The organism is Methylorubrum rhodinum (assembly GCF_014199935.1).
Classification (GTDB): Bacteria; Pseudomonadota; Alphaproteobacteria; order Rhizobiales; family Beijerinckiaceae; genus Methylobacterium; species Methylobacterium rhodinum.
Genome location: NZ_JACHOP010000002.1, coordinates 108,597 through 133,332 on the forward strand (window position 1 = coordinate 108,597; position 24,736 = coordinate 133,332).

Below are 24,736 nucleotides of genomic sequence, written 5' to 3' on the forward strand. Positions count from 1 at the left end.
GATGCGACACGGCTGCAATCGGAAAGCAGTCGTGCTTATCGTGTTTTGCCGATGGGCTCAAGAGGTGAGTCGCCTCCGAAAAGTGGCTCGCAGCTCGAATCCCCGCACGGCCTGATCCTAGTGTATCGAAAGACATCGGCCGTCATTCCGGGGCCGCGCAGCGGAATCCACCCGTGATGCGCCGTGCCCGATCGTGGATTCCGGGTTCGCCTTCGGCGCCCCGGAATGACGGCGGAGCCATGTATTCGCTCAGCGCCGCCGCAGCCGCACGTAGAGCGCGCCCGCGCCGCCGTGGTGACGCGCCGCCTCCTCGAAGCCGAGCACGAAGCCGCGCAGTTCCGGGCCGCGCAGCCAGTGCGGCACGGTCCGGCGCAGCACGCCGCGCTCGGAGAAGCCGGCATCGGAAAAACCCTCGCCGCCCTTGCCGGTGACGACGAGGACGCGGGCGTGCCCGGCCGAGCGCGCGCGCATCAGGAAGCCGACGAGCGCCGCGTGCGCCTCCGCCTGATAGAGCCCGTGCAGGTCGATACGCGCCTCGATCGCGAGCGTCCCGCGCTCCAGGCCGCGGCGCTCCTTGCGCTCCAGTCCCGGCGGGGGCGGAGCGGCGGCAGGGGGACGGGCGGGAGCGGAGAAGGCGGCGGTGCCGCCCGTGAGGTCGCCGAGCTTCACCGGCCGCTTGTGGGTCGGCAGGGAGGAGAGGGCGGTCTTCGGGGCGGTCTTGACCGTCGGCGGCGCCGTGACGGCAGGCTTCGACGGCGTCGGCTTGGCAAGGTTCGAGTTGGCGAAGCTTGGCTTCGCAAGACTCGGCTTGGCCGAAGCGGGCGCCGCCGGCTCGGCCTCGGGCGCCGGCTTCTTCGGCCGCGCCCGGCCGCGTAGGGGCGTGATCAGCTTGGCGATCTCGCCCCACAGATAGGCCTCCTCGCGGGAGAGCGCGCGCCGCCGCGGCGGCCTCACGGCCGAGGCTCCCCAATCGGCTTGGGCAGCAACACCACAAAACCCATCCGGTCGTGCAGGTCGCCCGCGGCCACACCCGCCTTGGCGCCGGTGCCGACATAGAGGTCGCCCCGCGCCGGCCCGAGGATGGCCGAGCCGGTATCGGCGGCGACGACGAGATGGCCGCGGCCGGGCTGGCCCGGCAGTTTGCCTTCCAGATAGAACGGCAGTCCGTAGCGCCACAGATTGCCGTCCACCGCCATGCTGCGGCCGGGGCTCAAGGGCGCGCCAGCGGCGCCGGGGGGGCCGAGGCGGGCATCCTCCACCGGCTCGACCCGGAAGAAGATATAGGACTTGTTCATCCGCATCAGCCGGCGGGCGTGGTCGGGATTGGCCCGAAGCCACGTGGTCCAGCGCTCCAGGCTCAATCCGTTGAGCGGAAGGTGGCCCTCCGCCACCAGAAGCTTGCCGATGGAGGTGTAGGGCTGGCCGTTCTTGCCGTCGTAGAGCACCCGGACCGAGCGCCCGTCGGGCAACCGCGCCCTCCCTGAGCCCTGCACCTGAAGGACGAAGAGATCGACCGCGTCGCGCAGCCACAGCACCGGCCGGGTGTGGGCCGCGACGGCGCCGTCCTCGATCGCGGCGCGGTCGGGATAGGGCTCCAGCCCGGTCGTCGTGCGGCGGCCCGCCTTGTAGATCGCGTCGAGCCCCGGCGCGGTCTCGCCGGGCGCCAGCGTCACGAGGTCGTCGGGCCGGGCCAGGACCGGGGCGGCATAGCCGGGGCCGGGCTCCAGGGAACCGACGAGTTCCGGCTCGAAATAGCCGGTGAGGAAGCCCGCCCGCCGCTCGGGCTCGGCGCCGTTCGCGGGGCGCACGATGCGATAGGCCGAGAACCGCCCCTCGAAGAATTTCTTGGCTTTGTCCGTGCCGACATCGGTTGCCGCCGCGCAGGCGGCGGCGAGGTCGGCGGGGTTGCCGGTGACGCCCGCGGCCTGGGGCGGATTCGGGCCCGGCGCGGCGCAGGTACGGCGGAAGGCGTCGAGGGCGGCGGCCGCGTCGTCCGCGTGCCAACCGGGGAGGGCGGACAAGGCCACCGGCTCCAGCACGCCGTCGCCGACGCGCAGCGGTGCCTCCGCACGGCTCGGCGGAACGGAAACGGCCGCAGCGGCGAGGACCGCTGCGGCCGAGAAGAGAACGCGACAGAACGGCATGACTTACAAAGGAATCAGCCGCCCGCGTCGGTGGCGACGAGTTGCCAGTTCGGATCGCGCGAGCCCAGCGTGCGGGCGAAGGTCCACACGTCGGGCACCTCGACGCCGGTCTCGGCATTGCCGTCGATCACCTTGCCCTCGGCATCGCGGGTGGCGGTGATGAGGTTCGACAGGAAGCGCACGGTGACCTGCGCGACCTTGTTCTTGACCTCGACGGCGACGATCTCGGCCTTGTCGATCGAGATGAAGGTGGTCTCGGCGGTCTCGCGGCGCTTCTCGCGCTCGGAGATCGCCCGCTCGAAGCCCTCGCAGACCTCCTTCGACAGGAGCGCCCGCAGGGTCTTGCGGTCGCCGGTGGCGAAGGCCGTGACGATCGCCTCGTAGGCGCTCTTGGAGCCCTCCAGGAAGGCGCGCGGCTCGAAGGCCGGCTCGACCTGCACGATCTGCTCCAGGCCGCGGGCGACCGCCGAGCCCGGCTCGGCGATGCCGCGCCAGTCGCGCGGGGCCGCAGCAGTCTGTGCCGGGGCGGGCTGGGTGCGGTCGGCGCCGGGCAGGCGCACGACGTTGTCCCCTTCCGTGCGCGCGCCGGGGGCGTCGGTGCGGTTGCGCTCCACCGGGCGGAAGGGCGAGCGCTCCGTCCCGGTCTTCTGGCCCAGCACCGAACGCAGCCGCCAGATGACGAAGACGGCGAGCGCCAGGAAAATCAGGGTGGTTGCGTCGAAGGAATCCTGCATCACCGATCCGAATCGTGCCCGTCGCACGCGTGAGGCTGACACCCGAGGGCTGCCGGAGGGGGAGCCTGCGCGATCCGTTTTCCGCGGTCTGCCGAGGCGACGCTCCCGCAGCCGCCGACAGCCCAGGGCTCGTCTCGCGAAAGGCTTTCGAAGCTCTTAGCCGAGCCCGGCACGAGGAGCGAGCCGGAAGCGTAGCATCTTGAAGGCGAATGTCTCCGGCGTCGAGAACTCCGTGAGTCCTCCGTGATATGGGTGGGTCCGCGCGCGATTCCAGGCGGGCCCGCGGGGCAATCGCCCGCAGGGTGGGGCCGGTGCCGTGATCTCCCGGGCAAATCCCCCGGCTTGTTCGCGGCAGGGCGGCATGTTAGCGCGCTGCCCGCGCCGGACAGGCGCGCCGGCGACACGACACAACCGCCGCGCAGCAACGACGCGAGGAGGAGACACCTCATGGCCGATACCGCGGCACCCAACGGCAACGGCGCCCAGGACGGCGACCTCACCCCCGCGATCAACGCGCTGGCGCAGTACACCAAGGATCTCTCGTTCGAGAACCCGAACGCGCCGCGCTCGCTGCAGCCGCAGGAGGGTGGGCCGCAGATCAACATCCAGGTCAACGTCAACGCCCAGCAGCTCGCCGAGGCCGACTTTGAGGTCGAGCTGTCGCTGGAAGGCGACGCCAGGATCAAGAACGAGGTGCTGTTCAAGTTCGAGCTGAAGTACGGCGGCGTGTTCCGGATGCGCAACATCCCGCAGGAGCAGATCCACCCGGCGGTGATGATCGAGTGCCCGCGGCTGCTGTTCCCGTTCGCGCGCCAGATCGTCGCCGAGGCGGTGCGCAACGGCGGCTTCCCGCCGCTCTACATCGATCCGATCGACTTCGTCGGCCTCTACCGCCAGAAGATGGAAGAGGCCCAGGCCGCGCAGGGCCAGGGCGCCCCGCTCGCCTCGTAAGGCAGGCGAAGACCTCAGGTTGAGAGGGGCTCCGGTGCCGACGCGCCGGGGCCCTCTTTTGTCACAAGATCGGCGTGGAACTGTGGCCGGCGCGCCGCACTCCGCCCGGAGGGGTTGTGCTAGGCGAATCCTCGCTGCCGCTTCGGCAGGGGTTTCGAGCCGCTTCCCCATGTTCCGCCTCTCGCTCGCCACGCTGCTCCTGGCCGTCGGCCTTACCGCCTGCGTCACAGTCACGCCCAACACCCTGTCGCCGCAGGAAGCGGCCGACCTGAAGGTCACCAGCCTGGAGGTCGTGGTCCCGCCCGAGGCGCGGATCGACTGGACCTCCGCGGAAGACGATTACCTGCGCGACCGCAAGCTCTCGCAGACCGACCCGGCCCTGGTGGCCACGCCGGACGCCCGCAGCCATCTGCGCAACCTCGCGGCAAGCCGCCTGAAGGCGAAGCTCGACCGCGTGATCGCGCAACGCCCCGCCGGAACGCGGCCGGTGCGCCTCGTGGCCACCCTCGTCCATGTCGACATCCCCTCGGCGGCCCGCCGCGTCATCATCGGCGGCGTCCCGACGGTCACAGCCAACATCGATGTGATCGACGCGCAGTCGGGGGCTCGGCTGACGACCTATCGCGGCGGCGTCGGCAGCAGGATGGCCGGCCAGGGCGTCTACGGCGTCGTCGGCGACGCCCTCGTGCAATCGATGGGCGCCGACGACTTGTTCGACCGCGCCGCCAGCGACTACGCCGAGGGCTTCGGCGACTGGCTGGCGCACCGCTGAGGCGCCACGCCGCAGCCGCCGAAACGCCGTTCGGGCCAACCGGGTGCGGCCCCGGTTCCGCGCGAGGTCCCAGGCGCGGCGACCGCCGAACGAGAAACCGCAAGTCTGCGGCGTGGCGGCCGAGCAAGGGCGGCGCGCGGCGCGGTGTTCTTCGAGCGGCTGCACCCGTTCCAGATGCCGCCCGCCGTGCTAGGATTGGCCACCCTCCTCACCCACCGCCTGCTCGCTCGACATGCACGTCCGCCACGATCCGCAGGCCCCGGAATCGCAAAAGATCGATTTCGACGCGTTCCTGGCCGTCGACATCCGCATCGGCACGGTCGTCGCCGCCGAGCCGTTCCCGGAGACCCGCAAGCCGGCCCTCAAGCTCGTGATCGATTTCGGGCCGGTGATCGGCCGCAAGCGCTCCTCGGCGCAGATCACCGAGCACTACGCGCCGGACGCGCTGGTCGGCCGGCAGGTCGCCGCGGTGGTGAATTTCCCGCCCCGCCAGATCGGCAGGTTCTTGTCCGAGGTGCTGACGCTCGGATTCGCCGACGAAGCCGGCGCCGTGGTGCTGTTCCGCCCCGACCGGCCGGTGCCGGACGGGAGCCGGCTGTTCTGAGCCTCGGCTTGCCGCCGCGCCGCCGCCTGCGATAGAGCCGGGCCTCAACTCCCGAAGAAAATCCCGAGCGGCGACGACATGGCCAAGGCCGAGACCCTGAAACCCCGCCTGCCGCGCGGCTTTCCCGACCGCACCGAGGCCGACCTGCTGGCGCAAGGCCGGATGCTGGAGACGATCCGGCAGACGTTCGAGCTCTACGGTTTCGAGGCGCTGGAGACGCCCTTCGTCGAGTACACCGAGGCGCTGGGCAAGTTCCTGCCCGATCTCGACCGGCCGAACGAGGGCGTGTTCTCGTTCCAGGACGACGACGAGCAGTGGCTCAGCTTGCGCTACGACCTCACCGCCCCGCTCGCCCGGCACGTGGCCGAGAACTTCGACGCGATCCCCAAGCCCTATCGCAGCTACCGGGCCGGCTACGTCTTCCGCAACGAGAAGCCGGGCCCGGGCCGCTTCCGCCAGTTCATGCAGTTCGACGCCGACATCGTCGGGGCGGCGTCCGTCGCCGCTGACGCCGAGACCTGCATGCTGATGGCCGACACGCTCGACCGGCTCGGCCTCGGCGGCCAGTACGTGGTCAAGGTCAACAACCGCAAGGTTCTCGACGGTGTGATGGAGGCGATCGGGCTGGCCGGCCCCGACAAGGCCGGCCAGCGCCTCACGGTTTTGCGCGCCATCGACAAGCTCGATCGCCTCGGCGCGGACGGCGTGCGCCAGCTGCTCGGCCCCGGCCGCAAGGACGAGAGCGGCGACTTCACCAAGGGCGCGGGACTCGCGGATGAGGCCATCGAGCGCATCCTCGCCTATGTCGGCTTCGAGGCGAGCCCGCACGCGGGCGCCGACCGCATGGCCTTCTGGGAAAAGTTCTTCGGGTCGTGGCACGCCGTGGTGGGCGATTCCGAGACCGGCCGTGAAGGCATCGCCGAGCTGCACGCCATCATGCGGCTGTGCGAGGCGGCGGGCTATGGGCACGACCGCGTGCGCGCCGACCCCTCCGTGGTGCGCGGCCTCGAATACTACACCGGTCCGGTCTACGAGGCCGAGCTGACCTTTCCCGTGACCAACGAGGACGGCCAGACCGTGCGGTTCGGCTCGGTCGCGGGCGGCGGGCGCTACGACGGGCTGGTCGGGCGTTTCCGCAGCGAGCCGGTGCCGGCCACCGGCTTCTCCATCGGCGTCTCGCGGCTGTTCTCGGCGCTGCGGCTGACCAAGAGCCCGCTGGTCGAGGGCGCAGCCCAGCCCGGCCCGGTGGTGGTGCTGGTGCTCGATCGCGAAAACATCGCCGAGTATCAGGCGCTGGTGGCGCGGTTGCGGGCGGACAACATCCGGGCGGAACTCTATCTCGGCGCCGCCGGCATGAAGGCCCAGATGAAGTACGCCGACCGCCGCCGGGCGCCGGCCGTGGTGATCCAGGGCTCGAACGAGCGCGAGGCCGGCGAGGTCCAGATCAAGGATCTGATCCAAGGCGCCCAGGCCGCCGCCGCCATAGCCAGCAACGCCGAGTGGAAGGCCGCGCGGCCGGCCCAGGTCTCGGTGCCGGTGGAGCGGATGGTCGAGGGCGTCCGCGAGGTGCTGGCGCGGCACTTTGGGTGAGCAGAGTCTCAAGCCGAGGCTGAGCCGCATCCCCTGCGTAGCCAAAGTTGATCGCTTCGGTGCCCCATAGCCCCCCTCTCCCCGCACGCGGGGAGAGGGCTTCGGCGACCTTGTCGTCGCCGAAGCGAGGCGGCAGCCGAGGTGTGAGGGGGCTTCAGCGGAAGAGTCACTTTCGGACGCGCCCCCTCACCGCCGCTTCGGCTTCGCCTCCGCTTCCCGCAGACACGACAGGGTGTCTGCGGGCCTCTCCCCGCCTGCGGGGAGAGGGGGGAGCAGGCGCTGCCTCGACGTTACATCACGGGCCGAAGATCCTTCGCGGCGACCGTCGCCAGCGCGCCTTCCGGTTCAGGAAACTCGACCTCGAAGAACCCATCGGCCCAGACGCCGACGATCGTCCCCCGCGCACCCGCCTGCATCCGGTCGCCGTCGTCCGTCCGCACGTCGGCGGCGAGGCTGACGATGGCGAGTTCACGCAATTCGTTGGTCGGCTCGGTCATGGGCCGAAGTTGAGCCGATCCTTGCGGCGTCGGCAACGGGCACCGTGCACCCCCCGCCTCAAAACCCCGCCGCGAGACGCGTCGGCGGAGCCGCCCGGTGGACCGCGCCCTGGCGGTAGAGGCCCCGGTGCTGGCCGTCGGGCACCAGCGCCTCGGTCAGCCCGATCACCGTCTCGGCGGCGCCGAGCAGCACGGCGCCGTCGGGGGCCAGCGCCTTGGCGATGCGCTCCAGCACGTCGGCCTTGGTCGGGGCGTCGAAGTAGATCAACACGTTGCGGCAATAGACGATGTCGAACTGCCCGAGATGCTCGAACGGGTGCAGCAGGTTGAGCGGGCGGTAGCTCACCATGTTGGTCAGCTGCGGGCTGATGCGCCACTGCTCGCCGACTTGCGTGAAGTGCTTGACGAGGAGCTGCACCGGCAGGCCGCGCTGCACCTCGAAATGGCTGTAGAGGCCGAGCCGCGCCTTCTCCAGCACCTCGGTCGAGAGGTCGGTACCGACGATCTCGACCTGCCAGCCGGCGAGCTGGGCCGCCGCCTCGTGGATCATCATGGCGAGCGAGTAGGGCTCCTGCCCGGTCGAGGCGGCGGCCGACCAGATCCGCAGGCGCCGGGTCGCGGCGCGGGCCGCGAGGGCGCGGGGCAGCAGCACGTCGCGGAACAGGTCGAACGGGGCGCGGTCGCGGAAGAAGAACGTCTCGTTCGTCGTCATCGCCTCGACCACCGCCCGCTCCAGCGGGCCCTCGCGCGACAGGCGCAGGGTGCCGACGAGGTCGGAGAGGGTGGCGAGGTTGAAGCGGCGGCAGACCGGCGAGAGCCGGCTCTCCACGAGGTAGCGCTTCTCCGGGCCGAGCGCGAGGCCGGAGCGCTTCTTCAGGTAGTCGCGCAGGAAGGCGAAATCCGCCTCGGTCATGCCGCGCTCCCGCCGAGGGCGGTGCGGAGCGCCGGGCCGATCTCGGGCAGCGGCAGGACGGCGTGGCAGAGGCCCGCCTTGGCGACGCTACCGGGCATGCCCCACACCGTGCTGGTGGCCTCGTCCTGGGCCATGAGCTGGCCGCCGGCCTCGACCAGGGCGCGGGAGCCCGCGGTGCCGTCCGAGCCCATGCCGGTGAGGATCACGCTGAGCGTCGCGCCCCCGTAGAGGGCGGCGGCGTCGAGGAACAGCACGTCCACCGCCGGGCGGCAGAAGTTGACCGGCGGCCCGTCGTCGAGGCGGATCACCGGGTCGGCGGCGGAGCCGGTGAGCCGCATGTGGCGCCCGCCCGGTGCGACGTAGATGCGGCCGGGCTGGACCCGCTCATCGGCCTTGCCCTCGGCGGCCGGCAGGCCGACGCGGGCGCCGAGATGCTCGGCGAAGACCGCGGTGAAGACCGGCGGCATGTGCTGGACGATCAGCACCGGCAGCCGCCGCAGGGTCGCCGCGCCGATCTTTTCCAAGACCTCGCCGACCGCCTTGGGTCCGCCGGTCGAGGAGCCGACCAGCAGCACGCGCGGGGCGGTGACCGTGCGCGGGCGCGGGCGCAGGGTCACGGTGCCGGACAGGCGCGAGACCGGCGCGGGGGCCGTCGTCGGGGTGGCGGAGGAGGCGGTCTCGACCGCGGTCGGCGCCGGGCGGCGGCGGGCGCGGGCGGCGCCGAACACGCGGATGCGCTCCAGCAGGTCGGAGCGGAAGCCGTCGGAGGTGGTGACGCCGCGGTTGCTCTCGGGCTTGGGGATGTAGTCGACGGCGCCGAGCGAGAGGCAGCGCAGCGAGACGTCGGCGTTGCGCTGGGTCAGCGTCGACATCATCACGACCTGCACGCCGGGCTGGCGCGCCAGGATCAGCGGCAGGGCCTGGATGCCGTCGAGTTCCGGCATCTCGATGTCGAGGAGCACCACGTCGGGCGCGCAGCGCGCCAGCGCATCGACGGCGGCGCGGCCGTTCGGGGCGGTGGCGACCACCTCGTGACCGGCCTCGCCGAGCCAGCGCGAGACCAGCCCGCGCACCACCGCGGAATCGTCGGCGACCAGCACCTTCACGGCGCTGCGCGCCGCCGCGGCCGGGGCGATGGCCTGAATTGCCGACATGGATGTGGTTGCCTCCGCGGGAGGAAGGGGAGCGGGGTCCTGCGGCCTCCCCGGGCCGCTCGGAGGGGGCGTCGCGCGATATGCGCGACGCGGGTCAGGCGTGCTGGGGCCGATGCACCGCGAAGCCGACCTGATCGAGCTTGGCCATCATGATCTCCCGGTCGAAGGGCTTCATGATGTACTCGTCGGCGCCCGCCCGCAGCGCCCGCGCGATGGCGCCGACATCGTTCTCGGTGGTGCAGAACAGCACCTTCGGCCGGTCGCCGCCGGGGGACTGGCGCAGGTTCCGCAGAACCTCGTAGCCGTCCATGTTCGGCATGTTCCAGTCGAGCACGATCACCGAGGGCATCGCCTCGGCGCAGAGCGCCAGGGCCTTCTCCCCGTCCTCGGCGTCGCGGACGCTGAAGTCGAGGGTCTCCAGGATGCGGCGGGCGACCTTTCGGATCACCGCGGAATCATCGACGACGAGACCGGTCCTCATGGCGCGCTTCCTCAGGCGACCTTGGCGTCGCGCTTGGCGTCGCCGAAGGCGAGCAGCGCGTCGACGTCGAGGATGACGAGCAGGCGCCCGTCGAGGCGGTGGACGCCGAGCGAGATGTCGCGCCAGCGCGGATCGAGGTTGATCGGCACCGGCTCGTGGGTCTCGGCACCGAGCTTCAAGACCTCGCCGACGCCGTCGACGATGAGGGCGAAGGTCTCGCCCGCCTGCTCCAGGCCGATCGCCATCTGGGCCGCGCCCGCGTCACGGTCGGGCAGGCTGAGACGGCGGCGCAGGCACAGCGCGGTGACGACGCGCCCGCGCAGGTTCAGGAGGCCGACGATCTCACGCGGCGCCAGCGGCACCGGGGTGATGCCGGCGGGCACGAACACGTCGTGCACCCGGTCGATGGTGAGACCGAACATGGTCTCTCCGACGAACACCGTGACGTAGTCGGTGGTGTCGGCGGGGGCGGCGTTGGCGTTGGCGGCCTGCATGGCGGTCGATTCTTTCGATCAGAAGGATCAGGCGGCGCGGGCGAGGCCGGGCTCGCCGATCTCCGTGAGGGCGGCGAGCAGACCGGAGCGGTCGAACTTCGCAACGAGGTCGCTGATGGCGAGCTTGCGCGCCTGCTCGATCGCCTCGGGGCCGACGGTCCCGGTCAGGGCCACCACCGGCATCTCGGCCAGCCGCCCGCCGGCCTTGCGCATGGCGCCGACGAGGTCGAAGCCGCTGCGGCCGGGCATGTCGAGGTCGCTGACCACGAGGTCGATGCCCGGATTGGACAGGAGCGCCTTGAGGGCCTCGTCGGCGCTCGCCGCCGTGCTCACGGCATAGCCCGCCGCCTTGAGCACGGGGGTGAGCATGTCGCGGAAGAAGGCCGAGTCGTCGACGAGCAGCAGCGAGGGCGCCTTGACCGCGGCCTTGCGGGGGCCCCGCGCCCAGTCGTCGTAGGCGAGCGGCAGGAAGTGGGCGATGTTGATGATGTCGGTGGCCCGGCCCCGCAGCACCGCCGAGCCGATGAGGTCGGAGCGATCCGCGGCGATCTCGATGTCGAGGCGCTCCTCGACGATGTCGACGATCTCGTCCACCACGAGGCCCATCGCCCGGTCGCCGTCGGAGAACACGACGAGCGCCTGGGTGCCCTCGGTGCGAAGCGCGATCGACGGGTCGGCGGGCACCAGCGGCATCAGGCGGCCGCGGTACTGGATGAGCGGACGCCCGCCCAGCCACTCGATCTTGGCCGCGTCGATCTCCTCCAGTCGCGTGACGAGGGAGAGGGGCACCGCCTTGAAGCCGCCCGCGCCGCCCTTGAACACCAGCAGCGTCGCCTTGGCGTCGCCGGCCTCGATCTCCTCGGCTTCCGATTCGGCGACCGCGCCCGACTGCGCGCTCTGGCCGACGAGCCGGGCGACGCCGTTGGGATCGACGATGAGCACCACCGCGCCGTCGCCGAGGATGGTGTTGCCGGCAAACAGCGGGATGTGGCGCAGCTTCGACGACATCGGCTTCACGACGATCTCTTCCGTGTGGAAGACCTCGTCGACCAGCACGCCGAAGCGCTGGCGGCCGACCTGGGCGACGACGACGAAGCCGGATTCGACGACCTCGCCCTCTTCCACGGTCGCCTGCCCGCGCATCAGCCCCTGGAGGGTGACGATCGGCAGGAGCCGCTCGCGCAGGCGCAGGACCGGCGCGCCGTTGATGCGCTCGATGGCGTTGGCGCCTTCCTTGGCGCCCTTGGCATCGACGCGGACCAGTTCGAGCACCGCGATCTGCGGCACCGCATAGCGCTGGGCGCCGGCCTTGACGATGAGCGCCGAGACGATGGCGAGCGTCAGCGGGATCTTGATGGTGAAGGTGGTGCCCTTGCCCAGTTCGGTGGCGATGTCGACCACGCCGCCGATGGTCTCGATGTTGGTCTTGACGACATCCATGCCGACGCCGCGGCCCGAGACCGAGGTGACGGCCTTGGCCGTCGAGAAGCCGGCGTGGAAGATGAACTTCGCGACCTGCGCGTCGGTCATCTTCTCGATTTCGGCCGCGGGGGCGAAATTGCGCTCGACCGCCTTCTTGCGGATCGCCGCCAGATCCAGGCCCTTGCCGTCGTCGGCGATCTCGATCGTGATCGTGCCGCCCTCGTGATAGGCGGAGAGGCGGATCGTGCCGCGGGCCGGCTTGCCGGCCTTGATGCGCTCGTTGGTAGCCTCGATGCCGTGATCGGCCGAGTTGCGCACCATGTGGGTGAGCGGGTCCTTGATGACGTCGAGGACCTGCCGGTCGAGTTCGGTCTCGGCGCCGGACATCACCAGCTCGATGCCCTTGCCGAGTTCGGCCGAGAGGTCGCGCACGACGCGGGGCAGCTTCTGCCACGCATTGCCGATCGGCTGCATGCGCGTCTTCATGACGCCTTCCTGCAGCTCGGCGGTGACGTGGGAGAGCCGCTGCAGCGGCACCTTGTAGCCGGAATCCTCGTGGCGGCGGGCGATCTCGAGGAGCTGGTTGCGGGTCAGCACCAGCTCGGAGACCATGGTCATCAGGTGCTCGATGGTGTCGACGTTCACGCGGATCGTCTGCACCTTGGCGATGGCGCCCTCGCCCCCCTCGGAGGCGGGCGCGGCCGAGGACGAAGCCGCGGCGGAAGAAGCGGCACGCAGGGCGGCCGGCTCGGGCGCCTCCTCGGCGGGCATCTCGAAAGCGGGCGCCTCGGCGGCCACCGGGGCCGGCTCGGGCGCGAAGAAATCGTCGGGGCCGGGGGCCTCCAGGAAGGCGCGCTCCAGATCGTCGAGGGAGACCTCGCCGGGCTTCAGCTCGCGCTCGACCGGCGGCGGCAGCACGATCGCGGCGGGGACGGGGGCCGGAGCCGGGGCGGCGGCGGGCGTCTCGTCGGAGGCCATCTTCTCCAGCGCGCCGATCAGGTCGTCGTCGGAGCCCGCGGGCTCGGAGCCGGTCGCTTCGAGATCGCCCAGGATCGCCTTGAGCCGGTCGAGGGTGGCGAGAATCAGGGTGACGGAGGCGCCGCTGACCGGATAGCCGTCGCGGAAGCGGCCCATCAGGGTCTCGGCGGCGTGGGCCAGGGCTTCCAGCCGGGGCAGGCCGAGGAATCCGCAGGTGCCCTTGATGGTGTGCACCAGCCGGAAGATGTTGCGCAGGATCTGCTGGTTGTTCGGGTCCTGCTCGAAACGGACCAGCTCCGCATCGACCGTGTCCAGGTGCTCGGCGCTCTCGACCAGGAACTCGCGAAGCAGATCGTCCATGACAGGTACTCGTCAAACGCGCACGAAAGGACGTGCGCCGAGCACTCTCGCCTTGGAAAGTTAGTGAAGCGTTTCGGGACGAGCGGAAATCTCCAGTGAAGCGCTCAAGATTTCCGTCGGCGGGGCGGTTCCCCCGATTCACGCGCGCTCAAGCGGCGGCGACCGCCGTCTCAAAGTCACGAACTCGGATCGCCACGATCCGGGTCACCTTCCGATCAACCACAGCCGTGGTTCCGGGTTCGCCTGCAGCGCCCGGAAATGACGGGCGCTTGAGATAAGGGGGCGACCAGCCGCTCGCCCCGAGCGATGGGCCGGCCCTGTGTCGCGGTTCAGGCGAGCTGCGTATCCGAAGGCGGGGCGCTGTCGGAGGGGCGGTCGGCCTCGATGCTCGGGGCCGGGGCGCCGGGCAGGCCGACATGGGCCTCGGTCGGCGTGGCGGTGACGGTGACCTCGTCGCCCTCGATCACGAAGCGCACGTCCATGGCGGCGGCCCGCGCCACGAGGCCGGCGTAGAACGGCAGGATGCCGTGGGCGTCGACGGTGCCGCCCTCCGGCATGCCGGCGATCAGCGCCTCGACATGGTTCGGGATGCGGGCGTGGCTGCCCTTGGAGCGCAGGGTGAAGGTCGGCGCGTCGCCGGAGCCGACGACCTTCACGTCGATATGGCCGCCGCGAGGGATCGCGGTCGAGGCGATGACGACGAGGTTGAGCAGGAGCTTGACCTTGTTCTTCGGGAACAGGGCCTGGGGGGCGCTCCACGAGAGCTGGGTCTTCTCGTCGGCGAACATGGCGCGCGCGACCTTCTCGGCGTCGGCCAGATCGATCGAGGCGCCCGCCGAGCCCGCCGCCCCGAAGGCGATGCGGGCGAACTGGATGCGGGCCGAGGCGGTCTTGGCGCTCTTGCGGATCAGGTCGAGGGCGAACTCGCGCATCGACGGGTCGTTGTCGTCCTCCAGCACCTCCAGCCCGTTCACGATGGCGCCGATCGGGCTGATCACGTCGTGGCAGACGCGCGAGCACAGGAGCGCCGAGAGGTCGAGGCTGTCGAGGGTGAGGCTGGTGCTGGGGCCGCTCATGGCACGCTCCGTTGCCGGATGTCGCGGGCAAGCCGCGCGTTATGGTTCCGAGTTCTTCGCCCGCCCGGTCCGCCTCGTGGCTGCGACCGGGGCGGGCATCCGGGCACCGATAGTGATGGAAGGCGGCTTTGGAAAGGCGCCACGGACGGGCGCCGCCCACGGAACCGTCTACGGCCGGCTCGATCCGGGACGGGGAGCGGATCGGCCCGTCCCGCATTGTCCCAAGTCGTGTCACAGACGCGGCACGAGGGATCGTGCGGGTAGCCGTTCAGCAACGAGTCAGACGGGGACGCGTCTCTTGCCCGCCTCTTGCTTGCCGGACCTGCCGTTCCCTGCCCGCGATCCGCGTTCCCCAGGTCCCGACACCCACCGCACATGACCCCGCGATGACCGCCCCCGACCCGCTCCCCGCGCTCTCCCCGACGGCTCCCATGCCGGAGGCCCTGCGCGATCCCGTGGCGGAGGTCCTGGCGGGCATCGCCTGCGAGGCCGGGCGCATCCTGCGCGGCTATCACGGCGGCGACTGCCCGCACGTGGTCAAGCCGGACGGCTCGCCCGCGAGCCTCGCCGACGCGCGCTCCGAGGAACTCATCGTCGAGGCGCTGGGGCGCCGGTTTCCCGGCATCCCGGTGATCGCCGAGGAGAGTTCCTGCACCGCGCCGCCCGCCGCCCTGTTCTTCCTCGTCGACCCCCTCGACGGCACCCGCGACTTCCTGGCGGGCAACGAGCAGTACTGCGTCAACATCTGCCTCGTGCAGGGCGACCGGCCGATCGCCTCGGCGCTCGCCGCCCCCGGCCTCGGCCGGGTCTGGGCGGCGGGCACCAGCGCCCGCGAGGCGGCGATCGTGCAGGGTCGCCCCGCCGCCTTCCACCCGGTCGCGGTGCGCGAGCCGCCCGCCGACGGCCCCGTCGCCCTGGTGAGCCGCCTGCACGGCGACAGCGCGACCGATGCCTGCCTGGAGCGCCTCGCCGTGGGTGAGCGCCGCGTCACCTCCTCGGCGCTGAAGTTCTGCCTGATCGCCGCGGGCGAGGCCGACCTCTACGTGCGCTGCGCCCCCACCATGGAGTGGGACACGGCCGCGGGCGACCATGTGCTGACCATGGCGGGCGGGCGCGTCGTCGGGCCGGGCGGCGGCACCGTCACCTACGGCCATCACCACCGCTTCTACCGCAACGGCCCCTTCGCGGCCCTCGGCTCGGCCCGCTACCGCGACCGGCTCGACCTGCCATGCGAGCCCGCCGTCACCTATTTCGACCGGCGCCGGGCCGGCGAGGCGCTCGGCCCCCCTTAACCCCTCGTTAACCGAAACTTGACTTGATCGGGGCGTCGTTGCGCGCTTCCTCGCCGAACCTGTCCGGCCGAAAGCGCCCGCGTCGCGTCCCGGATGCACGGCACCGGAGGTCGGCGACGCCGAGGGAGACCGACCATGCCGCACGAAGCCCGTGCCACCCGCCGCGCCGCTTTTCTCGGACTCGCCGCCGGCCTGATCGCCGCCGCCGCGCCCGCGGGCGCCGTCGACGACGGGGGCCGCCCCGAATCCTTCCGCCCCTCGGAGATCGTCGAGAACGGCCACCGCTTCTTCGGCAGCGTGTCGCGGGGGCTGGCGCTCACCATCGAGGAGGCGTCCCGGCGCTGGGGCGAGCCCAATGGCTACATCCTCGGCCAGGAGGCCTCCGGCGCGATCGTCGGCGGCCTGCGCTACGGTGAGGGCACGCTCTACACCCGCAACGCCGGCCAGCGCCGGATCTACTGGCAGGGCCCAACGGTCGGCTTCGATGTCGGCGGCGACGGGGCGCGCACCATGATGCTCGTCTACAACCTGCCCGCCGTGTCCGGCCTCTACCGCCGCTTCGGCGGGGTCGACGGCTCGGCCTACTTCATCGGCGGCTTCGGCATGACGGCGGTCACCGACGGCGGGGTCGTGGTGGTGCCGATCCGCTCCGGCGTCGGCGCCCGACTCGGCATCAATGTCGGCTACCTCAAGTTCACCAGCCGCGCGACCTGGAACCCGTTCTGACGCAGGGCACCGAAGCCGAGCAAGCGCGCGGCACACAGTCGCTTGCGACGACGCGCCGTCGTTCCGGGGCGCCCCGGAAGCGTGCGATCCACGGCGGGGCACGACAGTTCAACGACGGTCGGGACCCGCGCATCGCGGGTGGTCCGCCGCGCGGCCCCGGAAGGACGGCCGTGGGGCGAGATGCAGGCGGTCCGCTCTGGTCGATCCGCAATCGAAGTCCCGTCCTGCGACGAGACGCTTGCCTCCGCGGCGGCAACCCGGGCAAAAGACCCGCGGCCGGACGGACCGGCCCGAGAGCGCAATCCGACGACGTGGAAACCGGTTCGTCGCGAGACTGCGCGGCAGAACGAGAAGCGAGAGCCGCCGGCCCGATGCAATCAGGTCGGATACGGCTCCAGGCCGCACGAGGGCGCCCCGCGTGATCGAGACCGTGATGATCTTCGGGCTCGGCTTCCTGCTGGCGAGCCTGTGCGCCCTGATCGCCCTGCCCACCGTCAACGCCCGCGCGACCCGGCTGGCCCGGCGGCGCATCGAGGCGACGCTGCCGGTGAGCACCGCCGAGGTCGCCGCCGAGCGCGACCACCTGCGGGCCGAGTTCGCCGTGGCGCAGCGCCGGCTGGAGCGCAGGGCGGAGGCCGCCGCCGCGCGAAGCCACGCCGACCGCGCGGCGCTCGGCGGCCGCACCATGGAGGCCGAGACGGCCATCGCCGCGCGGCTGCGCAGCGAGGCCGAGGTCGCCCGCGCGCTGGAGAAGATCGCCGGACTCGACAAGGACCTGTCGACGTCCCGGGACGAGGGCGCGGCGAGCCTCGCCACGCTGCACGCCCTGGAGGAGGCCCACCGCGCCGTCCTCGACGCCCTCAAGGCGGTCCGCCGGGCCCGCGCGGCCGATCCGCAGGCGGCCTCCGCCGCCACCGCGGCGCCCGACGAGGCCGAGGCCCTGCGCGCCGAGCAGGCGGCGCTGAGGGCGGAACTCGAATCGGCACGGGCGGCCTTGGCCGCCCGCGGCAGCGACGACACGGCCGAGTTGCGCCGCCGCATCGGCGAGGTCGCCGACGCGCTCGCCCGGCGCGACCGCCTGCCGAATGTCGGCGCCTTCCCGTCGGCCGCCATGGCGGAGCGCTGAGGGAGCCCGTGCGCGGCGGCACCCGGCCATGACCGGGCGCCCGCCGGCCCGGCGCGCCTCCCTTGCGGGCTTCTGTCCGAATCCGTAACAGAAAAGCCATCTCGCGATGGTCGTGGGTCCGCCTTGTTTCGGACAAGCGGCAGGCTCATCGCGCCCGGCTCACCTCCTCAACCACGATCGAGCGAACATCATGGCCTTGAAGCTGACGTCCCTCGCCCTCGTGCTGACGGGCGCGACCGTCCTCCTGATCGCGCCGGCGCAGGCGCAGCAGTCGAAGCGCGGCAACGAGACCCTGAAGAAGTACTGCACCGGCGATTACCTGAGCTATTGCGGCAACCTCGATCCGGACGATCCGGCGACCGACCAGTGCTTCAAGACCAACTGGGCCAAGCTCTCCGAGAACTGCCGCCGCGCCATCGACGCCTACACCCCGCCGAAGGACGCTTCGTCGCGCAAGAAGAGCTGAGGACGCCGAGCGGCTTCTCGGGGCACGCTCCGCCGTCATTCCGGGGCCGGGTTCGCGTCCCGGCGCCCCGGAATGGCGGGGTGGACGGGAAGCGCCGCTCGAATCTCGCTCGCCCCGAACTCGGCGCACCCGGTGGCCGCGACAGGCTCGCGCGGACGGCCGGCAACGGTTAAGCTGGCGCCGGAACCCTCGCCGGTATCATTGCCGGAATCTTGGCCGGAACTGCCGATGCCCTCCCGCCTGCCTGCCCTGATCGCGATCGGCCTCGTCGCGCTCGCCTGCACCGCCTGCGGGCGCCGCGGCGGGCTGGAGCCGCCCGGCACCGCCTCGGCCACCGTCGCGCCGGTCGCCGCGCGGCCGGGCGCCCCCGCCTCGCCCCGCAGCCTGCCGACCACCGGCGTCGGCGTCGGCGACCGGGCCGCCGCGCCCGATCCGGACGCGGTGGCGGCCGGCGACGAGCTGAGCCCCGCGGCGATCCCGCCGGGCGCCGACGGCGTCCCGGTCACGACCACCCGCGGCGGCAAGCGCGGCTACCGGGTGCCGAAGGAGCCGTTCATCCTCGACGCCATCCTGTAGTTTTCAGGTGGCACGCCGCCTCGCAGTCGCGAGGGCAATCGGCGATGGGCCGTTCATCGCCGACTGATTTCAGCCCGTGCTTCCGGGCGGCGCCTTCGAGGGCTAAAGACCGGGCGACAGCGACGCCTGAGCGCCCTTTACGAAGCCTGCCATGCATCATTTTCACTACCGCGACGGGCGCCTCCACGCGGAGGACGTCGATCTGGCCGCACTTGCCGGAGAGGTCGGCACGCCGTTCTACTGCTACAGCACCGCCACGCTGGAGCGGCATTACCGCGTCTTCGCCGAGGCGTTCGCCGACGACGACGCGCTGGTGTGCTTCGCCATGAAGGCGAATTCGAACCAGGCGGTGCTGACGACGCTGGCCCGCCGCGGCGCCGGCATGGACATCGTCTCCGAGGGCGAGTTGCGCCGCGCCTTGGCCGCCGGCGTGCCGGGCGAGCGCATCGTCTTCTCCGGCGTCGGCAAGACCAAGGACGAGATGGCCGCCGCGCTGGAGGCCGGCATCCTCTGCTTCAACGTCGAGAGCGAGCCGGAACTCGCAGGCTTGTCCGAGGTCGCCGCCTCGCGGGGCGAGCGCGCCCCGGTCTCGATCCGGGTCAACCCCGACGTGGATGCGCTGACGCACGCAAAGATCTCGACCGGCAAATCCGAGAACAAGTTCGGGATTCCGATCAGCCGCGCGCGTGAGGTCTACGCTCGCGCCGCGCAGATGCCGGGGCTCCAGCTCGTGGGCGTCGACACCCATATCGGCAGCCAGATCACCGATCTCGCTCCGTTCGAGAGCGCCGCGCGCCGGCTCTGCGAACTGGCCGCAGCGCTGCTCGCCGACGGGCACAAGCTGCATCACGTCGATTTCGGCGGCGGCCTCGGCATCCCCTACCGCGACGACAACGCCCCCCCGCCGGACCCGGCGGCGCTCGCCGCGATCCTGCGCCCGCATTTCCGGCCGCTCGGCCTGCGCCCGGTCTTCGAGATCGGGCGGATGATCGCGGGCAATGCCGGCATCCTCGTCACCCGCGTGATCTACGTGAAGCCGACCGAGGCCAAGACCTTCGTCATCGTCGACGCGGCGATGAACGACCTGATCCGCCCCACCCTCTACGAGGCGTTCCACGCGCTGCGCCCGGTCACCGAGGCCGCGCCCGACGCCCCCCGGATCACCGCGGACGTGGTCGGCCCGGTCTGCGAGACCGGCGATTATCTCGCGCTCGCCCGCGAGATGCCGGAGGTCGCGGCCGGCGACCTGATCGCGGTGATGAGCGCGGGCGCCTACGGCGCGGTCCAGGCCGGCACCTACAACAGCCGCCGCCTCGTGCCGGAGGTGCTGGTGAGCCGGGACCGCTCGGCGGTGGTGCGCCCGCGGCCGAGCTATGAGGATCTGATCCGGCTGGATCGGGTGCCGGAGTGGCTGACGTAACGCCGATGAACCCTCCCCCCCTCTGCGGGGGAGGGTGCCTCGCGGATGCGAGGCGGGAGAGGGGACGACGCTTCCGAAGACTTCACGTCGAACGCGGCCAAGCGGTACTGTCGCTCCCCTCTCCCGACCCCTGCTGACGCAGGGGCCACCCTCTCCCGCAGAGGGGAGAGGGCTTGCGTCGGCGCAAACGCGGCTGGGCTGATTTGACCCGATGGTGCCGGCCCGCCACCATGCTAGCTTCCCCTTCGATGTGCGGGAGCCGCGACCGATCACGATGAACGAGGCCGAACCGACCCCTCCCGAGACCCGGCCCGGCGACGCGCGGCGGCGCCTCGACCGGCTCGTGGCGGGCGCACGGGCAGCGGGCCTGTGGGAGCGGGTCTGGCCGGTGCTGTGGCGCCCGCTCGGCGTCATCCTCCTGTTCCTCGCCGCGTCCTGGCTCGGCCTGTGGCTCGATCTGCCGCCGCTCGGGCGCATGGTGGGCTTGGGCCTGTTCGCGCTTCTGGGGCTTGCCGCGCTGATGCCCATCCTGCGTGTCGCGCGCCCGAGCCGGCGCGAGGCGCTGACCCGGATCGACCGGGAGGCCGCGCGCGAGAAGGGCCTCGCCCACGATCCGGCCTCGGCGATCGAGGATACGCTGGCCGTCGGCGGGACCGATCCGGCCACCCGCGCGCTCTGGGCGCTCCACCAGAAGCGGGCTGCGGCCGCCGTCGCCCGGCTGCGGGTCGGCCCGCCGCGGCCGGACATGCCGCGGCACGATCCGCGCGCGCTGCGGGCGGGCGCGCTGGTGGCGGCGCTCGCGGCCCTGTTCGTCGCCGGCCCCGAATGGCGCGGGCGCGTCGCCGCCGCCTTCGACTGGCGCGAGCCCCCGGCCGCGGCCCCGAGCTTCCGCGTCGACGGCTGGATCGATCCGCCGATCTACACCCGCGTCCCGCCGCTGATCGTCACCATGGCGGGCGGCAAGGACGCAGTGCAGCGCCTGCGCGCGCCGGTGAACTCGACCCTGATCGTGCGCATCGCCGGCCAGGGCGAGGCGACCCTCACCCCGAACGCCGCCCTGGTGCCCGTGGCCAGGGACGAGGCCGCAGACCGCAAGCCGGCCCCGCGCCCCGTCCTGACGCAAGGACAAGGAGCCGATACCCGCGCGTCGCTGCGCGAGGAGCGCTTCCGCCTGACCGGCGGCACGGCCGAACTCGGCATCTCGGCCTCCGGCTCCGAGCCGCAGCGCCTCGTGGTCGAGACGATCCCCGACCTTCCCCCCGAGGTGCGGCAGGTCGGCGGGATCGAGGTGAACGGGCGCGGCACCTTCTCGCTCACCTACCGGGCCAAGGACGATTACGGCATCGCGTCCGCCGAGGGGCTGGTCGAGCCGCTGAAGCCCGGCCGCTCGCTGGTGCCGGTGCCCAAGCTCGCCCTGGCGCTGCCCGCCGACGCCACCGGCGAGCACGACACCAAGTCGCTGGTCGATCTCACCGACAATCCCTGGTCCGGCGCCCGCGTGCGGCTGACGCTCGTCGTGCGCGACGAGGCCGGGCAGGAGGGCCGCACCCAACCCGCTGAGACGCTGCTGCCGGGCCGCCCCTTCACCAAGGCGCTCGCCCGCGCCCTGGCGGAGGAGCGCCGCCGCCTCGTCACCGCCCCGGACGAGGACCGCAATCGCGTCCAGACCGCGCTCGACGCGCTCTTGATCGCCCCTGACCGGTTCACGCCGGAGCCGTCGATCTTCCTCGGGCTCACCACCGCGGGCAACCGCCTGCGCGCGGCCAGGACCGACGACGACCTGATCGGGGTGGCCGACCTCCTGTGGGAGATGGCCCTCAAGATCGAGGACGGCGACCTCTCGGATGCCGAGAAGGCCCTGCGCGCCGCCCAGGACCGGCTGAAGGAGGCGATCGAGCGCGGCGCCCCCGACGAGGAGATCAAGAAGCTCACCCAGGATCTGAAGCAGGCGCTCGACAAGTTCATGAAGGAGTTTGCCGAGCGCCAGCGGCAGAACCCGCAAAACCGTCAGCAGCAATCCGAGCGCCAGCAGCAACAGCAGCAGAAGGGCGCCAAGACCGTCACCCCCGACGATCTGGAGAAGATGCTGAAGGACATGCAGGACGCGATGGAGCGCGGCGACACGGCGGAAGCCCAGCGCCTGCTCGAACAGCTGCGCAACACGCTCGAAAACCTCCAGAGCGCCGAGAACCAGGGCCAGAAGTCCGGCGACGGGCAGGCCGAGATGAACCGGCAGCTCGACGAGCTCGACAAGATGTCCCGCGACCAGCAGGACCTGCGCGACGAAACCTACAAGGAGGGCCAGGACGGCCAGCCGCGCCCCCGGCCCGGCCAGCGCCCGCGGCAGGGCCAGCAGCAGCAGAACGGGCAGCCCCAGGGTCAGCAGGGGCAGCGCGGCCAGCAGCAGCAGGGTCAGCAGGGCCAGAACCAGCCCGGCGAGCAGGGACAGCAGGGCGAAGGTCAGAAGGGTCCCGGCCAGAAGGGGCAGCAGGGCCAGAGCCCCGGCCAGCGCCAGCAGGGCCTGCGCGAGCAGCTGCAGGATCTCAAGGAGCGGATGAAGCAGCAGGGCCTCCAGGGCGAGCAGGGGCTCGCCGATGCGGAGGACGCCATGAAGGAGGCCGAGGACGCGCTCGGCCAGGGCCGCAACGGCGACGCGGTCGATGCGCAGGGCCGGGCGCTGGACGGGCTGAAGCGCGGCGCCGAGGGCATGCAGAAGCAGATGCAGCAGATGGCCGAGGGCGAGGGCCAGGGGGAGGGCGAGGGCCAGCAGCAGGCCCAGCAGGGCCGTCCCGGCGGCGGCGACGACGATCCCCTCGGCCGCCCGACCCGCGGGCGCGACATCTCCGACGGCCGGGTCCGGGTGCCGGGCGCCGACGAATCGGCGGTCCAGCGCGCCCGCCGGATCATGGAGGAGCTGCGGCGCAAGCTCGGCGACCCCTCGCGTCCGCAGGAGGAACTCGACTATTTCGAGCGCCTGCTGCGCCGGAACTGACCGGCGCGCGGATCAACCACATGAGCCCCCGCGACGCGCGCAGGCTCCTATCGGGACAACTGCAAAAAAATGTCGGCCAACCAGCTCGTCCTCCTCGCCTGCGTCGCCGTGGCCGCCGTCCTCCTGTTCGGCCTCGTCAACATGATGCGCGGCGGCAGCGCCAACCTCTCGCAGAAGCTGATGCGCCTGCGCGTGCTGCTGCAGTTCGTGGCGATCGTCGTCATCATGGGCGTCGTCTGGTGGCGCTCGGCCTGAGGCCGACCCGCGCCTTGCGTGCGGGGCCCTCCGGGACAGTGTGGCATGGGCGCCCCACCGGCCCGGCAAAAGCGTGACGGGCGGATGAATCCGCGGGATGGCTCCGGGGCCGCGTGGTATTCGAGGGCGGTTCAACCGGATGCACCGCCGATGATGTCACCCTTTGCCCGGACTACGGCCCTGATCGTGGCCGGCGCGCTGGCCGCCACGGCCGCGCAGGCCGCCGACCTCGGCGGTCGCCGGGCGCCCGCGCCGCTGCCCTACGCCGCCCCGGTCCAGCCCTACAGCATCGTCTCCGAGATCCGCATCGGCGGCTCGGTGCAGGATCCGGGCAGCGCCGAGGGCAAGGTCCCCGGCTTCAGCACCGCCAACGTCAACGGCGAGATCCTGTTCGCCAAGCCGGTCGTCAGCCTCGATCCGTTCTGGCAGGCCTTCGTGCCGCGCCCGACGGTCGGCGGCAGCTACAACACCGGCGGGCGCACCAGCTACGCCTATCTCGGCGGCACCTGGACGATCGACCTCTTCCCCGAGACGCTCGGCCGCCGCGTCTTCATCGAAGGCTTCTTCGGCGGCGCCGCCCACAACGGCTATGTCGGCCCGAAGGAGGGCACGCCCTACGGGTTCAACACGCTGGGCTGCAACCCGCTCTTCCGCGAGGCCGCGGCTCTCGGCTTCCGCATCACCCCGCAATGGAGCGTGATGGCCACCGTCGAGCACATGTCGAACGCCGGCCTCTGCGGCGACAACCGCGGCCTGACCAATTTCGGCGGCAAGATCGGCTACACCTTCTGAGGCTTCGCGCCTCCGTATCGAACGGGCGGTCATCCCGGGGCCGCGCAGCGGAACCCGGGATCCACCCGTGATGCGCGGCCCCACTTGGCGTCGCGGCCCGTCGTGGATACCGGGTTCGCCTGCGGCGCCCCGGAATGACGGCGGTGTTGAACGTAGCCGCATCAATCCCCTTGCAAAGACCCGCTGCGCGCGAAACACCATCGCCCGGCGGGTTTTTCGGGCCCGCGGGGAGGGACGTCGTGGTCAAGCTGAACCGGATCTACACCCGCACCGGCGACAAGGGCACGACCGGGCTCGCCAACGGCGAGCGCCGCTCGAAGGCGGATCTGCGGGTCGAGGCCTACGGCACCGTCGACGAGACCAATGCCTGCATCGGACTGGCCCGCCTCCACGCCGAGCCGGCGCTGGACGCGATGCTGGCGCGCATCCAGAACGACCTGTTCGATCTCGGCGCCGACCTCGCCACGCCGCCGAGCGCGGAGCCGCTCGGCTACGAGCCCCTGCGGGTGGTGGCCGCCCAGGTGCAGCGCCTGGAGACCGAGATCGACGCGCTCAACGAGAACATCCCGCCGCTGAAGTCTTTCGTGCTGCCCGGCGGCTCGCCGACGGCGGCCGCGCTGCACCTCGCCCGCACCGTCTGCCGCCGGGCCGAGCGGCTGGTGGTGTCGCTCTCCGCCATCGAGAGCGAGGCGATCTCTCCGGAGGCGCTGCAATACCTCAACCGCCTCTCGGACTTCCTGTTCGTGGCCTCCCGCGCGGCCAACCGCGACGGGGCCGACGACGTGCTGTGGGTTCCCGGCCAGAACCGCTGATTTCAAAGTCGACATCGTTCGGAACGAGCGATGTCACGATATGCCGGGCGCGAAGAGCGCCCCGCGCAGCGGCCTCGGCCACGCCGAGGCGTCCAGCACAGCGAAAGCC

Annotated in this window: 24 protein-coding genes; 14 read left to right on the forward strand and 10 right to left on the reverse strand. The window is 71.8% G+C overall.

The window, feature by feature from the left end:
• Positions 1–249: 249 nt before the first annotated feature.
• From HNR00_RS02775 to HNR00_RS02785, 3 genes are read right to left on the reverse strand one after another with little or no spacing between them, the layout of a single operon-like run.
• Positions 250–954 carry a Smr/MutS family protein gene (locus tag HNR00_RS02775; RefSeq protein ID WP_183564555.1) on the reverse strand — a complete coding sequence of 235 codons (705 nt, stop codon included), beginning with the start codon at positions 952–954 and terminating at the stop codon, positions 250–252.
• Entirely contained in the window at positions 951–2,144 is a 1,194-nt protein-coding gene (gene mltA / locus HNR00_RS02780; RefSeq protein ID WP_183564558.1) for a murein transglycosylase A, read from the reverse strand. The genes HNR00_RS02775 and mltA overlap by 4 nt, the downstream gene beginning before the upstream one ends.
• Positions 2,145–2,158: 14 nt before the next feature.
• Entirely contained in the window at positions 2,159–2,878 is a 720-nt protein-coding gene (locus HNR00_RS02785; protein ID WP_183564561.1) for a Tim44/TimA family putative adaptor protein, read from the reverse strand.
• A 447-nt stretch (positions 2,879–3,325) separates the two neighbouring features.
• Here HNR00_RS02785 and secB point away from each other — a divergent pair, with 447 nt between their 5' ends.
• The 4 genes from secB to hisS all read left to right on the forward strand — a co-directional run bounded on the left by secB (position 3,326) and on the right by hisS (position 6,795).
• Positions 3,326–3,829, forward strand: coding sequence for a protein-export chaperone SecB (gene secB, locus HNR00_RS02790; RefSeq protein ID WP_183564564.1), 504 nt, complete (start codon positions 3,326–3,328; stop codon positions 3,827–3,829).
• Between the two features lie 169 nt (positions 3,830–3,998).
• A complete protein-coding gene (locus tag HNR00_RS02795; RefSeq protein WP_183564567.1) occupies positions 3,999–4,601 on the forward strand; it encodes a hypothetical protein in 603 nt (200 codons plus the stop codon).
• Between the two features lie 232 nt (positions 4,602–4,833).
• Entirely contained in the window at positions 4,834–5,205 is a 372-nt protein-coding gene (locus HNR00_RS02800; protein WP_183564570.1) for a tRNA-binding protein, read from the forward strand.
• 78 nt (positions 5,206–5,283) lie between these two features.
• Positions 5,284–6,795 (forward strand): histidine--tRNA ligase, encoded by a 1,512-nt coding sequence (gene hisS, locus HNR00_RS02805; protein WP_183564573.1) that lies wholly within the window; start codon positions 5,284–5,286, stop codon positions 6,793–6,795.
• A 290-nt stretch (positions 6,796–7,085) separates the two neighbouring features.
• On the opposite strand, the gene HNR00_RS02810 is transcribed toward hisS, so the two are convergent.
• From HNR00_RS02810 to chpT, 7 genes are all read right to left on the reverse strand, one after another.
• Positions 7,086–7,292 (reverse strand): DUF4926 domain-containing protein, encoded by a 207-nt coding sequence (locus tag HNR00_RS02810; protein ID WP_183564576.1) that lies wholly within the window; start codon positions 7,290–7,292, stop codon positions 7,086–7,088.
• Positions 7,293–7,350: 58 nt separating this feature from the next.
• Entirely contained in the window at positions 7,351–8,205 is an 855-nt protein-coding gene (locus HNR00_RS02815) for a CheR family methyltransferase (RefSeq protein ID WP_183564579.1), read from the reverse strand.
• Positions 8,202–9,359: a protein-glutamate methylesterase/protein-glutamine glutaminase gene (locus HNR00_RS02820; protein WP_183564582.1), complete on the reverse strand. Its 1,158-nt coding sequence runs from the start codon at positions 9,357–9,359 to the stop codon at positions 8,202–8,204. Before HNR00_RS02820 ends, HNR00_RS02815 begins: the two co-directional genes overlap by 4 nt.
• Before the next feature lie 94 nt (positions 9,360–9,453).
• A complete protein-coding gene (locus HNR00_RS02825; RefSeq protein WP_183564585.1) occupies positions 9,454–9,840 on the reverse strand; it encodes a response regulator in 387 nt (128 codons plus the stop codon).
• A gap of 11 nt (positions 9,841–9,851) precedes the next feature.
• Entirely contained in the window at positions 9,852–10,334 is a 483-nt protein-coding gene (locus tag HNR00_RS02830; RefSeq protein ID WP_183564588.1) for a chemotaxis protein CheW, read from the reverse strand.
• Between the two features lie 27 nt (positions 10,335–10,361).
• On the reverse strand, positions 10,362–13,094 hold the full coding sequence (locus tag HNR00_RS02835; RefSeq protein ID WP_183564591.1) for a hybrid sensor histidine kinase/response regulator: 2,733 nt from the start codon (positions 13,092–13,094) through the stop codon (positions 10,362–10,364).
• Between the two features lie 329 nt (positions 13,095–13,423).
• Positions 13,424–14,170: a histidine phosphotransferase ChpT gene (chpT, locus tag HNR00_RS02840; protein WP_183564594.1), complete on the reverse strand. Its 747-nt coding sequence runs from the start codon at positions 14,168–14,170 to the stop codon at positions 13,424–13,426.
• 386 nt (positions 14,171–14,556) lie between these two features.
• On the opposite strand from chpT, the gene HNR00_RS02845 reads away from it, so the two are divergent.
• From HNR00_RS02845 to HNR00_RS02890, 10 genes are all read left to right on the forward strand, one after another.
• Positions 14,557–15,462, forward strand: coding sequence for a 3'(2'),5'-bisphosphate nucleotidase CysQ family protein (locus HNR00_RS02845; RefSeq protein WP_183564597.1), 906 nt, complete (start codon positions 14,557–14,559; stop codon positions 15,460–15,462).
• Positions 15,463–15,597: 135 nt separating this feature from the next.
• A complete protein-coding gene (locus tag HNR00_RS02850; RefSeq protein WP_183564600.1) occupies positions 15,598–16,188 on the forward strand; it encodes a DUF1134 domain-containing protein in 591 nt (196 codons plus the stop codon).
• Between the two features lie 433 nt (positions 16,189–16,621).
• Positions 16,622–17,314 (forward strand): hypothetical protein, encoded by a 693-nt coding sequence (locus tag HNR00_RS02855; RefSeq protein WP_183565446.1) that lies wholly within the window; start codon positions 16,622–16,624, stop codon positions 17,312–17,314.
• A gap of 190 nt (positions 17,315–17,504) precedes the next feature.
• Entirely contained in the window at positions 17,505–17,780 is a 276-nt protein-coding gene (locus HNR00_RS02860; protein ID WP_183564603.1) for a 3',5'-cyclic-nucleotide phosphodiesterase, read from the forward strand.
• A 222-nt stretch (positions 17,781–18,002) separates the two neighbouring features.
• Positions 18,003–18,356: a hypothetical protein gene (locus tag HNR00_RS02865; RefSeq protein ID WP_183565449.1), complete on the forward strand. Its 354-nt coding sequence runs from the start codon at positions 18,003–18,005 to the stop codon at positions 18,354–18,356.
• Between the two features lie 151 nt (positions 18,357–18,507).
• Positions 18,508–19,776 carry a diaminopimelate decarboxylase gene (gene lysA, locus HNR00_RS02870; RefSeq protein WP_183564606.1) on the forward strand — a complete coding sequence of 423 codons (1,269 nt, stop codon included), beginning with the start codon at positions 18,508–18,510 and terminating at the stop codon, positions 19,774–19,776.
• A gap of 274 nt (positions 19,777–20,050) precedes the next feature.
• On the forward strand, positions 20,051–22,768 hold the full coding sequence (locus HNR00_RS02875) for a TIGR02302 family protein (RefSeq protein WP_183564609.1): 2,718 nt from the start codon (positions 20,051–20,053) through the stop codon (positions 22,766–22,768).
• A gap of 69 nt (positions 22,769–22,837) precedes the next feature.
• The gene (locus HNR00_RS02880) at positions 22,838–23,023 is read left to right on the forward strand and encodes a twin transmembrane helix small protein (RefSeq protein ID WP_183564612.1); all 186 of its coding nucleotides are present in this window, start codon (positions 22,838–22,840) and stop codon (positions 23,021–23,023) included.
• Between the two features lie 150 nt (positions 23,024–23,173).
• The gene (locus HNR00_RS02885) at positions 23,174–23,815 is read left to right on the forward strand and encodes an acyloxyacyl hydrolase (RefSeq protein ID WP_183564615.1); all 642 of its coding nucleotides are present in this window, start codon (positions 23,174–23,176) and stop codon (positions 23,813–23,815) included.
• Positions 23,816–24,054: 239 nt separating this feature from the next.
• Positions 24,055–24,627 (forward strand): cob(I)yrinic acid a,c-diamide adenosyltransferase, encoded by a 573-nt coding sequence (locus HNR00_RS02890; protein WP_183564618.1) that lies wholly within the window; start codon positions 24,055–24,057, stop codon positions 24,625–24,627.
• Positions 24,628–24,736 lie beyond the last annotated feature (109 nt).